At 70.3% G+C, this 13,503-nt stretch carries 13 protein-coding genes and 1 pseudogene; 6 read left to right on the top strand and 8 right to left on the bottom strand.

The annotated features are described in order from the left end of the window. Positions 1-31: 31 nt before the first annotated feature. The 3 genes from A5705_RS12170 to A5705_RS12180 all read right to left on the bottom strand — a co-directional run bounded on the left by A5705_RS12170 (position 32) and on the right by A5705_RS12180 (position 3,258). Positions 32-463 (bottom strand): VOC family protein, encoded by a 432-nt coding sequence (locus A5705_RS12170; protein WP_067873701.1) that lies wholly within the window; start codon positions 461-463, stop codon positions 32-34. 73 nt (positions 464-536) lie between these two features. After that, entirely contained in the window at positions 537-2,537 is a 2,001-nt protein-coding gene (locus tag A5705_RS12175) for an SDR family oxidoreductase (protein WP_067873704.1), read from the bottom strand. A 16-nt stretch (positions 2,538-2,553) separates the two neighbouring features. Beyond that, the gene (locus tag A5705_RS12180; protein WP_067873707.1) at positions 2,554-3,258 is read right to left on the bottom strand and encodes a histidine phosphatase family protein; all 705 of its coding nucleotides are present in this window, start codon (positions 3,256-3,258) and stop codon (positions 2,554-2,556) included. A gap of 91 nt (positions 3,259-3,349) precedes the next feature. On the opposite strand from A5705_RS12180, the gene A5705_RS12185 reads away from it, so the two are divergent. The 3 genes from A5705_RS12185 (at position 3,350) to A5705_RS12195 (ending at position 4,955) form a co-directional block, all read left to right on the top strand. Beyond that, positions 3,350-4,219 carry a MaoC family dehydratase gene (locus tag A5705_RS12185; RefSeq protein ID WP_068277702.1) on the top strand — a complete coding sequence of 290 codons (870 nt, stop codon included), beginning with the start codon at positions 3,350-3,352 and terminating at the stop codon, positions 4,217-4,219. A gap of 68 nt (positions 4,220-4,287) precedes the next feature. Further along, positions 4,288-4,563 carry a type II toxin-antitoxin system Phd/YefM family antitoxin gene (locus tag A5705_RS12190; RefSeq protein WP_067873713.1) on the top strand — a complete coding sequence of 92 codons (276 nt, stop codon included), beginning with the start codon at positions 4,288-4,290 and terminating at the stop codon, positions 4,561-4,563. Beyond that, entirely contained in the window at positions 4,563-4,955 is a 393-nt protein-coding gene (locus A5705_RS12195; RefSeq protein ID WP_067873717.1) for a type II toxin-antitoxin system VapC family toxin, read from the top strand. The genes A5705_RS12190 and A5705_RS12195 overlap by 1 nt, the downstream gene beginning before the upstream one ends. A 115-nt stretch (positions 4,956-5,070) precedes the next feature. Here the strand turns inward: A5705_RS12195 and otsB are convergent, their stop codons facing one another. Both otsB and A5705_RS12205 read right to left on the bottom strand, forming a co-directional pair. Continuing rightward, entirely contained in the window at positions 5,071-6,171 is a 1,101-nt protein-coding gene (gene otsB / locus A5705_RS12200; protein WP_067873720.1) for a trehalose-phosphatase, read from the bottom strand. Between the two features lie 42 nt (positions 6,172-6,213). Then, positions 6,214-7,539, bottom strand: coding sequence for a wax ester/triacylglycerol synthase domain-containing protein (locus A5705_RS12205; RefSeq protein ID WP_082956434.1), 1,326 nt, complete (start codon positions 7,537-7,539; stop codon positions 6,214-6,216). Between the two features lie 142 nt (positions 7,540-7,681). On the opposite strand from A5705_RS12205, the gene A5705_RS12210 reads away from it, so the two are divergent. Next, on the top strand, positions 7,682-10,972 hold the full coding sequence (locus A5705_RS12210; RefSeq protein WP_067873723.1) for an error-prone DNA polymerase: 3,291 nt from the start codon (positions 7,682-7,684) through the stop codon (positions 10,970-10,972). Positions 10,973-10,994: 22 nt separating this feature from the next. Here the strand turns inward: A5705_RS12210 and A5705_RS12215 are convergent, their stop codons facing one another. Next, a complete protein-coding gene (locus A5705_RS12215; RefSeq protein WP_067873727.1) occupies positions 10,995-11,417 on the bottom strand; it encodes a TIGR03667 family PPOX class F420-dependent oxidoreductase in 423 nt (140 codons plus the stop codon). Positions 11,418-11,440: 23 nt separating this feature from the next. Between A5705_RS12215 and A5705_RS12220 the strand changes: the two genes are divergently transcribed. Beyond that, positions 11,441-12,085, top strand: coding sequence for a nitroreductase family protein (locus A5705_RS12220; RefSeq protein WP_067873730.1), 645 nt, complete (start codon positions 11,441-11,443; stop codon positions 12,083-12,085). 1 nt (position 12,086) lies between these two features. On the opposite strand, the gene A5705_RS12225 is transcribed toward A5705_RS12220, so the two are convergent. After that, entirely contained in the window at positions 12,087-12,413 is a 327-nt protein-coding gene (locus A5705_RS12225) for a YciI family protein (RefSeq protein WP_067873733.1), read from the bottom strand. A gap of 39 nt (positions 12,414-12,452) precedes the next feature. Then, on the bottom strand, positions 12,453-12,917 hold the full coding sequence (locus A5705_RS12230; protein ID WP_067873736.1) for a tRNA (cytidine(34)-2'-O)-methyltransferase: 465 nt from the start codon (positions 12,915-12,917) through the stop codon (positions 12,453-12,455). 261 nt (positions 12,918-13,178) lie between these two features. On the opposite strand from A5705_RS12230, the pseudogene A5705_RS12235 reads away from it, so the two are divergent. Then, positions 13,179-13,503, top strand: a pseudogene (locus A5705_RS12235) (ATP-binding protein); the annotation flags it as partial.

Below are 13,503 nucleotides of genomic sequence, written 5' to 3' on the forward strand. Positions count from 1 at the left end.
TCCGGCCGCCCTGAAACGTTTTGCTGGAGTGTCAGTCTCGGTCGGGGAGCCGCGCCGTGACCTCCTGGACCAGCCACGTATTGCCGTCCGGATCGGTGAACGAGAAGTACGACTGGTAACTGGCGTGCTCGGGGTCGGGCCCGGGCAGCCGTGCTTCCGGCGGGAACGGCACGCCATGCCACATGTCGCTTGCGCGGATGCCGCGGCCGAGTAGGTCCTCGTGGGCCGCTTCGATGTCGCGGACGGTCAGCACCGCCTGCGCCGACCCGGGCGCCGACGGCGTGACGCCCTCGCCGAATGTGACCGAGCAGGCCGAGCCCGGAGGCGTGAACTGGACGACGCGCACGCCCTCTCCCGGCGCGGTGTCGCCGTCAAACCGCCAGCCCAAATTTTCGTAGAACTGCCTTGCGCGGTCGACGTCAGACACTGGGACGACGTGGACCTCGAGGCGCATGTCAACCATGCCGGCTTTCCTTCCTCACGCGCTTCCCGGGCCAGATCGGATGAGATGGCTCGCCAGACACAGCGATTGATGGCTACCAGTGCACTCCCGGCACCAGCCGCACCAGTCGCTTGACCGGGCGTGGTGTCCGGATGCCCCCGGTGACGGCGCGGGCCGGGCGCTTGGGCCTCCGATTCGGCGGCGGCGCTTCAGCCCCGGCGGAAAGGCCCCGCGCCGCGGCGGAATCGGGGTAGCCGAGGTAGAGCTGGTGCAGGATGCGCCGCGACGTCTTCGGCGCGAAGTAGTTGCCGAGCTCGGCGAGCGTGCCCAGCGGGGTGTCGATGCGCGCCGGCTTCTCGACCAGCCCGCGCACCACCATCGCCGCCGCGCGCTCGGGGCTGATCGCGGGCACCGGGTTGAGCCGGTGCGACGGCGCGATCATGGGCGTGCGGACGAGCGGCATGTGGATGTTGGTGAACGTGATGTGGTCGGAGAGGGTCTCCGACCCGACCACGTCGGCGAACGCGTCGAGCGCCGCCTTGGTCGGGAGATACGAGCTGTATTTGGGGTTGCGGGCCTGCACGCCCGCGCTGGAGACGTTGACCACGTGACCGAACCGGCGCTCGCGCCAGTGCGGCAGCAGCGCCAGCACCATGCGCACCGCGCCGAAGTAGTTGACCGCCATCACCCGTTCGTAGTCGTGCAACCGGTCGGTGGAGTTGACCACCGAGCGGCGGATCGACCGGCCCGCGTTGTTCACCAGGTAGTCGACATGATCGAAGCGACCCAGGATGTCCTTGACGGTGTGCTCCACCGACGTTGAGTCGGTGACGTCGCAGGTGAAGGCGTGCGCCTGCCCGCCTTTGTCCCGGATTTCGGCCACCAGCTCATCCAGCGCGTCGGCGTTGCGGGCCAGCGCGAACACCGTTGCGCCCCGTTCGGCGACGGCGATCGCCGACGCCCGCCCGATGCCGCTGGACGCGCCGGTGATGATGACGTGGCGGCCCCGCAGCGGCGCCTTCGGGTCGTCGCGCCGCGCCCGATCGGGGTCCAGGTGCTCGGCCCAGTACCACCACAGCTCGGGCGCGTAGCTCGCGAAGTCGGGCACCTCGATTCCGGTTCCCCGCAACGCCTTACGGGTCTCGTCGCTGAGGAACGTGGGCTTGGAGTCGACGACGTCGAAAATCTCGGCGGGGATGCCCAGCTGGGTGGCCGCCATGTTGCGCAGCACCTTGGCGCGCCCGCGCGCCCCGAGCACCGGCGCGGCCACCGAGCGGGGCAGCGATCCGCGCAGCGGCGGCAGCCCGGCCGCACCGGCCACGCCGCGGTAGATGCCGCGCAGCCCGATGGTTTTGGTCGAGGTGAGGTGGAAGGTTCGTCCGTCGTGCCCCTCGGCGTGCATCAGCGCGACGAGCGCGTCGACGACGTAGTCGACCGGGACGATGTTGGTGCGGCCGGTGTCGGGCAGCAGCATCGGGGTCAGCCACGGCAGCACGGCCAGCTTGGCGAGCACGCCGAAGAAGTAGTACGGCCCGTCGACCTTGTCCATCTCCCCGGTGACCGAATCGCCCACCACGACCGCGGGGCGATAGATGCGGTAGCGCAGCCCCCGTGTCGAGCGCACCAGCGACTCCGCCTCGAACTTGGTCCGGTGATAGGCGGTCGGCAGCCGCTGGCCGACGTCGAAGTCGTCCTCGGTGTACTCGCCGGGAAAGTCGCCCGCCACCGCGATCGACGAGACGTGGTGCAGCGTCGCGCCCAGCCGCCGCGCCAGCTCGATCACCGCCCGCGTGCCCTCGACATTGACGGCCCGCTGCTCGGCCTCGCCCGCGGTGATGTCGTAGATCGCCGCGCAGTGCACGACGTGGTCGACCCGGCCCAGCTCGGCGACGGTCTCGTCGGTCAGCTCCAGCTCCGGCAGCTCCCCGACCAGCGGCGTCGCCCGCTCGCCCCACTCGGCCGCGAGGCGTTCGAAGCGGCCCAGCGACCCGCGGCGCACCAACACCCACACCCGCGCGTCCGGCCGGGTTCCGAGGAGACGGGACACGACGCGGCGACCGATAAACCCGGTACCGCCGGTAACGACATACCGCATGCGGACATGCTAGCCGTCAGCCGCTGAAGTCGCGGATCCCGTCCCATTCCTGCAGCGTCCAGCCCGTCATCGGGTTGCCCGAGATCACCACGCGACCGATGTTGGGCAGCGGATGGGTAGTCCGAAGGCTGTCCTTGGCGTTCTTCACGTTCATCAGCACCCAGTATTCGATGGAGTACAGGTGCGAGAACACGACCGGGTTGTTGTGGCCGCTGTCGTAGACCTTCTGGACGGCCGCGGTGAACCTGTCGTTGAACTCCTTGCCGCTGATCGAGCCGGGGATGCTGTTTTGCACGTCACCCCTGAGCCAGTCCGCCGGCGCCAGCAGGTACGTCGTGGGATCCATCGACGTCGGCTTGCCCTCGAACCAGCCGGCATCGATCTCCTGGACGCCCTGCAGCACCTGCACCTGCTCGTGCAGCTCGGCGGCCAACGGCTCGGCCGTCTGCTGCGCGCGCGCCATCGTCGAGGCGTAGACGGCGTCGTACCTGTTGTGCGCGACCTGGTGCGCGAGCTGTTCGGCCTGCGCCTTTCCCTCCGGGCTGAGGCCCGGACCCGGGATCGAGGTGTCGATGATCCCGTTGGCGTTGGCCTCCGACTGCGCGTGCCGGATGAACGTCAGGGTGATGCTGCGCGGCTGCGGCGAGCCGCCGCACGCGCCGACGATGACCGCCGCGGCGAGCACGGCGAGAACCTTTGCGAGCACGCTCCCCTTGCGCATGTCGATAGCCTGCCCTGCCGGGGGTGCCGGGGGGAAGGGTTTGCGATGGTTAGGTACGAAAAGGCGCGATTCCATCAGTGAGGAGACTCGTATGGCCATTGACCCGAGTGCCGTCGGCGCGGTGAGCGATCCGATGCTGTTCGAATGGACCGACAAGGACACGATGCTCTACGCGCTCGGCGTCGGGTGCGGCATCGACGACCTGTCGTTCACGACCGAGAACAGCCACGACATCGCCCAGCAGGTGCTGCCCACCTACGCGGTGATCTGTTCTCCGGCCTTCGGGGCGGCCGGCAAGATCGGAACGTTCAACTGGGCCATGCTCTTACACGGATCGCAGGGCGTCCGGTTGCACGCGCCGCTGCCGCCGGCGGGGAAGCTCTCGGTGGTCTCCGAGGTCACCGACATTCAGGACAAGGGCGAGGGCAAGAACGCGGTCGTGATGCTGCGCGGCCGCGGCACCGACCCGGACTCGGGCAAGCTGATCGCCGAAACGTCGACGACCTTCGTCGTCCGGGGCGCGGGCGGGTTCGGCGGACAGCCGGGACAGCGGCCCGTCGCGCCGGAGATCCCGGACCGCGAGCCGGACGCCCGGATTCCGCTGCCCACCCGGGAGGATCAGGCGCTGATCTATCGGCTGTCCGGCGACCGCAACCCGCTGCACAGCGACCCCTGGTTCGCCCGGGAGCTGGCCGGCTTCCCCAAGCCGATCCTGCACGGGCTGTGCAGCTACGGGGTCGCGGGCCGGGCGCTGGTCGCCGAGCTGGGTAAGGGCGTGGCCGCCAACGTCACCTCGATCGACGCGCGGTTCAACTCGCCGGTGTTCCCGGGCGAGACGCTGACGACGCTGATCTGGCGCACCGAACCCGGCAAGGCGGTGTTCCGCACCGAGGCGTCCGGGGCCGAGGGTTCGGACGCCCGCGTGGTGCTCGACGACGGCGCGGCCGAGTACGCGGCTTAGCGCCGAGGTCCGGTCGGTGCCGGGGGCACGCCAAACCGCCTCTTACTCCAATGTGCTACAGTTAGCACATGGCTTCGGTGGGTGTGCGGGAACTGCGCCAGCGTGCCAGCGAACTCCTCCGCCGCGTCGAGGCCGGCGAGACGATCGAGATCACCGACCGCGGTCGGCCCGTCGCCCTGCTCTCGCCGATGCCCGAGGGCGGCCCCTACGACCAGATGCTGGCCAGCGGCGAGATCGACCGCGCCACAATCGACTTCGATGATCTGCCCGAACCGCTCGAACTCGCAGCCGGCGTCGAGCTGCCGTCAGTGACACTTGCGCGCCTGCGTGAGCACGAGCGTTGATGGCGGCCATCTACTTGGACTCGTCCGCAATCGTCAAGCTCGCGGTCCGTGAGCCGGAATCAGAGGCGTTGCGTCGCTACCTCCGCTCCCGCCGTCCCCGGGTGTCGAGTGCCCTGGCGCGGACGGAGGTCATGCGGGCCTTGCTGCACAAGGGCGAGCCCGCGCGGACAGCCGGACGCCGGACCCTCGCCAAGCTGGATCTGCTTCGCATCGACAACCGGGTACTCGATCTCGCCGGCGGGCTGCAACCATTCGAGCTGCGCACGCTCGACGCCATTCACCTGGCGACCGCGCAGCGGCTCGGCGCCGACCTTGGCAAGGTGTGCACATACGACGCGCGCATGCGCGACGCCGCCGAGGCGCTCGGCATGGCCGTGATCGCCCCGTCTTAGTCGGGTAGCGAGGCGCCGGGGGGTAGTGACGTTGACGCGACGCCGACGTTGGGCATATTCACAGTGCGGTCGCAGGGAACAACGGCGGTTCAATGACCAATGGTCATAGCCGAATTCAGTCGGCGTCGACGAGCCGCCGCGCCAGCCGGTCGGTGAACTCGGCGGCCTGCGCGGGGCTGTCCAGCGCGTACCGCGCGGCGGTGGCGCGGTCACCGTCCTCGGTGTGCCGCACCAGGATCGGGACGCCGTCGTCGCTGATCGCGTCGAACGCGTCCTCATCGGTGATGTCGTCGCCGAGATAGACCGGCACCAGCGAGCCGGAATCGGGCAGGTGCCCGATCACCCACCGCAGGGTCTTGCCCTTGTCCCAGTCCATGTCGGGGCGCAGCTCGATGACCTCGCGGCCGGTGGTGACCCGAAGCGCGTCGCGCCGGCCCGCCGCGCGCACCGCCGCGGCCACCTCGCCGACGCGGTCCCTGGCGGCGTTGCGGTAGTGTACCGCCACGCCAAAACGCTTGTGCTCGATCACAATTCCGGGAATCGAGCCCAGCCGGTCACGCAGTTCGGCGGCCGCCTGTTCCAGCACGGGGATGGCCGCGGCCGCGTCCTCGTTCTGGTGGTGCGTGCCGTCCGGCGCGGTCAGCTCGAAGCCGTGGCTGCCGGCGTACCAGATGCCCGGCACGCCGAGGCGCTTCGTCACGTCGGCGAGATCGCGGCCGGACAGCACCGCTACCGGACATTGCGCGGCCAGCTTCTGCAGCGACTCGACGGCCCCGGCGACGGGCCGGGCGGCGTCGGGATCGTTGACGATGTCCGACAGTGTGCCGTCGAAGTCGTAGAAGACCGCAGGGCTGCGGTCGGCCAGTGCGTCCAAGGCTTCTCGCGCGTCGGGCAGCCGGGACATCCGCCGATCCCCGGTGCGCACAGTGATCTCACCCGGGTCGGTGACCACCGCGTCGGCGCCGGCGCCCCGCAGTGCGTCCGGGTCCCCGACACCGATGACCAGGGCGTACCCCGCATCGCGCGCGGCCCGAACGACGTCCGGGTCGCCGGTCACGACGGCGCATCTGCCCGGCCGGACCGCCCCCGCGTCGGCGCCCCACGAGTTGACGCCGACGCCGGCGTCGCGCAGTCGCCCGGCCAGGCCCGGGGCATCGCTCAGCGCGGCGTCGAACAGCACCGCGTCGAGGCGGCGCGGGTCGATGGTGACCGGCATGCCCCCAACCTTCTCACGGCGCCGCGCCCCGCCGGGGCCGGGTCAGTAACGCGCCGACGGGTGCGCTCGTGGCGCCTGGCTCGGGTGCCTCGTGGCCGCGCGCCTGCGCCGGTGCTCCCTGCCGAACAGCAACACGGAGTCTCCGCTGAGCGCCACCATCCGCGCCATGCCCAGTTCGATGCCGGCGGCCAATTCCTTGACGTCGGCCGCGGCGTCGTATTCGGCGGTGATCCCGAACACCACGTCGTCGCCGTAGCTGAGCACCGCGACCCCCGTGCTCAGCCGCGTGGCGGTCGGGGGGATCGGCAGCAGCCGCTCCATCGTCTGGCCCATCAACCGGAGCTGGTGGCGTGGCCCGGGCGTGTGGGTGCCCAGCGTCACGAGGCCGGCGTGTGGCAGCCGGGCCAGCACCTGTAATACGTTGCTGCGCAACAACCCCGGCAGGCAGTTGAGCGCGGACTCCACGATGCCGGGCTGGGGCTGCTGTGCCTTCCACCTCTTGTGCACCGTGCGCAACTGCTGGACGGGATCCTCGTGTTCGACGGGCAGATACGGCAGCATGGGCGAGCGGACCGTCCGCCCGAACAGTGGCACCAGGGTGCGCAACGAGTCCGCGCGCGGCTCCTCGCCGCGCCGCAGCAAGACCCGCCGGAAGCCCTCGGTGATGGCCGCCAGCGCAACGTCGTTGACGGTCACACCGAATTTGCGGCACACCTTGTCGACGTCGGCGGCGGGGACTCGCACCGTGCCGTAGCGCCGCATGACCGGGTGGACGGGCAGGCGTTCCGTCGGCCACATCGCCCCGACCAGCGTGCCGGCGACGGTGGCCGCCCGGCCCAGGACGTCGGCCCAGCCTCGTTGCGGACCCGACGAAACTTGTTGGGCTCCGACATTGTTGGTGAAGGCGTCACCGCCGGCGTCGTCGCAGAGCCTGGCGAGCAGGTGGGCGGCCGAGTTGCCGTCGGCGACGTCGTGGTGGGTCTTCATCAGGATCGCCCACCGGTTGCCCGTCAGGCCCTCGATGACCCAGCATTCCCACGGCGGGCGGTTCAGGTCGAGGGGACGCTCCAGGGCGAAGGCGATGGCCTGGGACAGCTGGGTGTCGTCGCCCGGGCGCGGAATCGCCACCCGGCGCAGATGACGGGCGACGTCGAATTCCGGACAGTCGATCCACTCGAAATTCTGCGCCCGCAGCAACTGTGTGCAACGCGGTATCGAGCGAAGGCGTTCCGCCAGAAGGTCTTTCAGTAGCGTGCAATCGGGGACGGGGCCGTCGACGACGGCGACCGCGCCGATCGCCAGGCTGGCGTGCTGTTCGGGATCCTGAGCCTTGAGGTAAGCCGTGTCCAGTGTCTTCGCTTGCGCCATGCCCAGTCCCCGCCGTCGTTTTGCCCTGGTACCAGTATCTGTGCGGCGGGTTCGGGGCGGTAGGCCGGCAGCGTTAAGAACGTGTTTAGAGCGGTTTAACAGATGTTCGCATTCGAACATATATTCGAGTAGGCTCGGGACCGTGGGCTGGTTCAACGGGCCGCCGAGCTGGGCGGAGATGGAGCGGGTGCTCGACGGCAAGCCGCGCCACGCCGGCGCGCCGGCGGAACCCACCGAGGACGCCCCGCTGTCGCGCAAACGCGGGACCTACCGGCCGCCGGGCGACACCGGGGCGGTCCGCTCGTCGGTCCCGTATACCGAGTTGCACGCGCATTCGGCGTTCAGCTTCCTCGACGGCGCCAGCACTCCCGAGGAGATGGTCGAGGAGGCGTCCCGGCTGGGCCTGCGCGCCCTGGCGCTCACCGACCACGACGGCCTGTACGGGGCGGTGCGGTTCGCCGAAGCCGCCGCCGAACTCGACCTGAGCACCGTGTTCGGCGCCGAGCTGTCGCTGGGGCCGGGCGCGCGCACCGAGACGCCGGATCCCCCCGGCCCGCACCTGCTGGTGCTGGCCCGCGGCCCGGAAGGCTACCGGCGGCTGTCGCGACAACTGGCCGCGGCGCACCTGGCCGGCGGGGAGAAGGGCAAGCCGCGCTACGACCTCGACGCGCTGACCGAGGCCGCCGGCGGGCACTGGCACATCCTGACCGGGTGCCGCAAAGGCCATGTGCGCCAGGCGCTGTCGCAAGGCCCGGACGCCGCGGAGCGGGCGCTGGCCGACCTGGTGGACCGGTTCGGGGCGCACCGGGTCAGCGTCGAGCTGACCCGGCACGGCCACCCGCTCGACGACGAACGCAACGCGGCGCTGGCCGGCCTCGCGCCGCGCTTCGGCGTCGGGGTGGTCGCCACCACCGGGGCGCATTTCGCCCACCCGTCGCGCGGCCGGCTGGCCATGGCGATGGGCGCGATCCGGGCCCGGCAGTCCCTGGACTCCGCCGCGGGGTGGCTGGCCCCGCTGGGCGGTGAGCACCTGCGCTCCGGCGAGGAGATGGCCCGGCTGTTCGGTGAGCGGCCCGACGCGGTGCGCGCGGCCGCCGAGCTCGGCGAGCAGTGCGCGTTCGGGCTGGCGCTCATCGCGCCGCGGCTGCCGCCGTTCGACGTGCCCGCCGGGCACACCGAGGACAGCTGGCTGCGGCAGTTGACGATGGCCGGGGCGCGCGACCGCTACGGGCTCCCCGAATCAGCGCCCCGCGCCTACGCCCAGATCGAACACGAGCTGAAAGTCATTGCGCACCTGACATTTCCGGGCTACTTCCTGGTGGTGCACGACATCGCCCGGTTCTGCCGGGAAAACAACATCCTGTGCCAGGGCAGGGGATCGGCGGCCAATTCCGCGGTCTGCTACGCCCTGGGCGTCACCGCCGTGGACCCGGTGGCCAACGAGCTGCTGTTCGAGCGCTTCCTGTCGCCGGCCCGCGACGGGCCGCCCGACATCGACATGGACATCGAATCCGACCAGCGCGAAAAGGTCATCCAGTACGTCTACGAAAAGTACGGCCGCGACTACGCCGCCCAGGTCGCCAACGTCATCACCTATCGGGGAAAGATCGCGGTGCGCGACATGGCCCGCGCCCTGGGCTTCTCGCAGGGGCAGCAGGACGCGTGGAGCAAGCAGATCAGCCACTGGAACGGGCTCGCGGACTCACCGGATATCGACGACATCCCGCCGCAGGTGATCGAGCTGGCCAACCAGATCCGGAACCTGCCGCGGCACATGGGCATTCACTCCGGCGGCATGGTGATCTGCGACCGCCCGATCGCCGACGTCTGCCCGGTGGAGTGGGCGCGCATGGAGAACCGCAGCGTGCTGCAATGGGACAAGGACGACTGCGCGGCAATCGGTTTGGTGAAATTCGACCTGCTCGGGCTGGGCATGCTCAGCGCGCTGCACTACGCCATCGACCTGGTGGCCGAACACAAGGGCATCGAGGTGGATCTGGCCCGCCTCGACCTCTCCGAACCGGCGGTGTACGAGATGCTGGCCCGCGCCGATTCCGTCGGCGTGTTCCAGGTCGAGTCGCGCGCACAGATGGCCACCCTGCCGCGGCTGCGGCCGCGGATCTTCTACGACCTGGTGGTGGAGGTCGCGCTGATCCGCCCCGGTCCCATTCAGGGCGGGTCGGTGCACCCCTACATCCGGCGGCGCAACGGCGTCGACCCGGTAACCTACGACCACCCGTCCATGGAATCCGCGCTGCGAAAGACGCTGGGGGTGCCGCTGTTTCAGGAGCAGCTGATGCAGCTCGCGGTCGACTGCGCGGGCTTTTCGGCCGCCGAGGCCGACCAGTTGCGCCGCGCCATGGGCTCCAAGCGCTCGACCGAACGGATGCGACGGCTGCGCGGCCGGTTCTACGACGGCATGCGCGCGCTGCACGGCGCCCCCGACGAGGTGATCGACCGGACCTACGAAAAGCTGGAAGCCTTCGCCAATTTCGGCTTCCCGGAAAGCCACGCGCTGAGCTTTGCGTCGCTGGTGTTCTATTCGTCGTGGTTCAAGCTGCACCACCCGGCGGCGTTCTGCGCGGCGCTGCTGCGCGCTCAGCCGATGGGCTTCTATTCGCCGCAGTCGCTGGTGGCCGACGCGCGCCGGCACGGCGTGACGGTGCACGGCCCGGACCTCAACGCCAGCCTGGCGCACGCCACACTCGAGAACGCGGGCACCGAGGTGCGGCTCGGTCTGGGCGCCGTCCGCCACATCGGCGACGACCTGGCCGAGCGGCTGGTCGAGGAGCGAAAGGCCAACGGCCCCTTCGCTTCCCTGCTGGACCTGACCACCCGGCTGCAGCTGTCCGTGCCGCAGACCGAGGCGCTGGCCACGGCCGGGGCGCTGGGCTGCTTTTCCATGTCCCGGCGCGAGGGGCTGTGGGCGGCCGGGGCGGCCGCCACCCAGCGCCCGGACCGGCTGCCCGGGGTGGGGGCCCACGGTGCTGATGGGTCGCACATCCCGGCGCTGCCGGGGATGAGCGAGCTGGAGCTGGCCGCCGCCGACGTGTGGGCCACCGGCATCTCCCCGGACAGCTACCCGACGCAGTTCCTGCGGGACGACCTGGACGCGCTGGGCGTGGTGCCCGCCGAGGCGCTGCTGGACGTGCCCGACGGCGACCGGGTGCTGATCGCCGGTGCAGTGACACACCGGCAGCGGCCCGGGACGGCCCAGGGGGTGACGTTTCTCAACCTGGAGGACGAGACCGGGATGGTCAACGTCCTCTGCACGCCCGGGGTGTGGGCGCGGCACCGCAAGCTGGCCAATACCGCGCCGGCGCTACTGGTGCGCGGCCAGGTGCAAAACGCCAGCGGCGCGGTCACCGTCGTGGCCGAGCGGCTGGGCCGCATCAGCCTGGCGGTCGGCTCGAAGTCGCGCGACTTCCGCTGACGCCCTTCGCCGAGCAAGATCGCTAGGCCGGCGTGGTCCACACCTTGGTCGGGGTGATCGCCAACCGGGTGCTGAAGGCGTCCATCGAGATCCCCTCGGCCGACTCCAGCTCCTTGGCGAGCTCGCCGTACTTCGCCCAGTAGGGTTCGTCATCCGCGCAATTCACCCCGGTCGCGTCGACGGTCGCGGTCCCACCGACGACGATGATGCCGCCGCCGTTACCGTCCGAATCCAGGTTCAGGCTCACCTGCGGGTGCGCCTTGATGTGGGCGACCTTGGCGGCCTGCGGCATCGAGTACACCGTCAGCCTGGCGCCAGGGACGCCCGAGTAGTAGAACCAGACCAGCCGGGGAACCGGTTGTCCCGATTTGGCGACGGTGGTCAGCCACCCGAAGTTGTCCGACTTGAGCCTGCTGGAAACCTCTTGCGTCAGTTCGACTGTCATGCCGCCAACGGTAGTCTCCACGCATGACCCTCAACTTGTCCGTCGACGAAGTCCTGACCACCACCCGCTCGGTTCGCAAGCGCCTCGACTTCGACAAGCCGGTGGGCCGCGACGTGCTGATGGAATGCCTCGACCTGGCGCTGCAGGCGCCCACCGGTTCCAACTCGCAGGGCTGGCAATGGGTGTTCGTCGAGGACGCCGACAAGAAGAAGGCGCTCGGCGACATCTACCTGGCCAACGCCCGCGGCTACCTCAGCGCGCCCGGCGCCCGATACGCCGAGGGCGACACCCGCGGCGAGCGCATGGGCAAGGTCCGGGACTCCGCGACGTATCTCGCCGAGCACATGCACGAGGCGCCGGTGCTGATGATCCCGTGCATCGAGGGCCGCGAGGACAAGACGCCGCTGGGCGGCGTGTCGTTCTGGGCGTCGCTGTTCCCGGCGGTCTGGAGCTTCTGCCTGGCGCTGCGCTCGCGGGGCCTGGGCTCCTGCTGGACGACGCTGCACCTGCTGCGCGACGGCGAGAAGCAGGCGGCCGACGTGCTCGGCATCCCCTACGAGCAATACAGCCAGGGCGGGCTGTTCCCGATCGCCTACACCAAGGGCACCGACTTCCGCCCGGCCAAGCGGCTGCCCGCCGAGCAGCTCACGCACTGGAACAGCTGGTAGGTCAGGTCGTCAGAGGCCACACCTCGACGACCCCGTGCGCGACGGCGCAGGGGGTTCGGCTGACGCGCTCGATCGCCGCACCGAGATCGTCGGCCTCGAACACGGCGAACCCGGCGACCGGCAGGGCCGATCGCAGATACGGCCCGGGTTCGGTCCGCACGCCGGAGCTGTCCGGATTGCGCACCGCGACCGGATCGCCGGCGATGCCGATCAGCGCCCCGGCCGCGCGCAATTCGTCGTCGCGCCCGTGCGCGGCCTTCTTGCACTCGTCGCTGACCCGGTCGTACCCGGCCGCGTCCCCGTATCCGATCGTGATGAAGGTAGCCATATCGATGCTGACCGGCGCGGCGCCGGAAAGTAACCGCGGCTAAACCGCCCCGGCGTAGCCGTGCTGGCGCCACGCCTCGTAAACGGCGATCGCGGCCGCGTTCGACAGGTTCAGCGAGCGCCGGCCCGCCAGCATCGGGATGCGCACCTGCGCGGTGATGTGCGCGTCGGCCAGGGTCGCCTCGTCCAGCCCGTCGGGTTCGGGCCCGAACATCAGCACGTCACCGGCCTGGTAGTCGACGTCGGCGAACGACGTCGACGCGTGCGCGGTGAACGCGAGCACGCGCGCGGGCGTCAGCGCCGCCCAGGCGGCCGGCAGCGACGGGTGCACGGTGACCGACGCGAGGTCGTGATAGTCCAGGCCAGCCCGCCGCAGCTTCGGTTCGGACAGGTCGAAGCCCAGCGGCTCGACCAGATGCAGTTCGGCGCCGGTGGCGGCCGCCGTCCGAATGGCGTTGCCGGTGTTGGGCGCGATGCGCGGAGTGTGGAACAGCAGCCGGAACATCTGCCGATCATGACAAAGCCAATTTGTTTGCCAGACTTGCGTCCCGGCGCACCGGCCTACCTTGGAGGGCTCTGCGTACTCAGTAGGAACTGTGGAGACCTGGGCCGCGGGCTGGCATACTCGTCGGATTGCCAGGCGTTTATCGCTGGCGCCGACTGCGTGGGGTAGGCGGATTAAAGCAGGAAGTCTCATGAGTCTCTCGTTTCACCGAGCGCTGACGATCGGCGCAGCGGCCGGGCGTGCGGCCGCAAGCACGTGACCATGTTCGCCCGCCCGGCCCACGCGGCCGAGGCGGCCACACCAGGATTCGATGAAGGTCCCGTCGCCGCCGCGCCGCCGGCCAAACGCCCGCCGGCCTGGTCGCTCTCCAACTGGCCCGTCGGCTACAAGGTGCTGGCAATCGTGCTGGTACCGCTGATATTGGCGACGGCTTTCGGCGGGATGCGCATCAAGGACGCGATGGCCGGCGCGGGCGGCCTCAAGCTGGCCGCCGCCCGCGCCGACGTGCTGCCGGCGATCACCAAGTACATGTCGGCATTGGACACCGCGCTGCTGGCCAACTCGACCGGGCGCGACGTCGACGGCG

Source organism: Mycobacterium sp. E787 (assembly GCF_001668725.1).
Lineage (GTDB): Bacteria > Actinomycetota > Actinomycetes > Mycobacteriales > Mycobacteriaceae > Mycobacterium.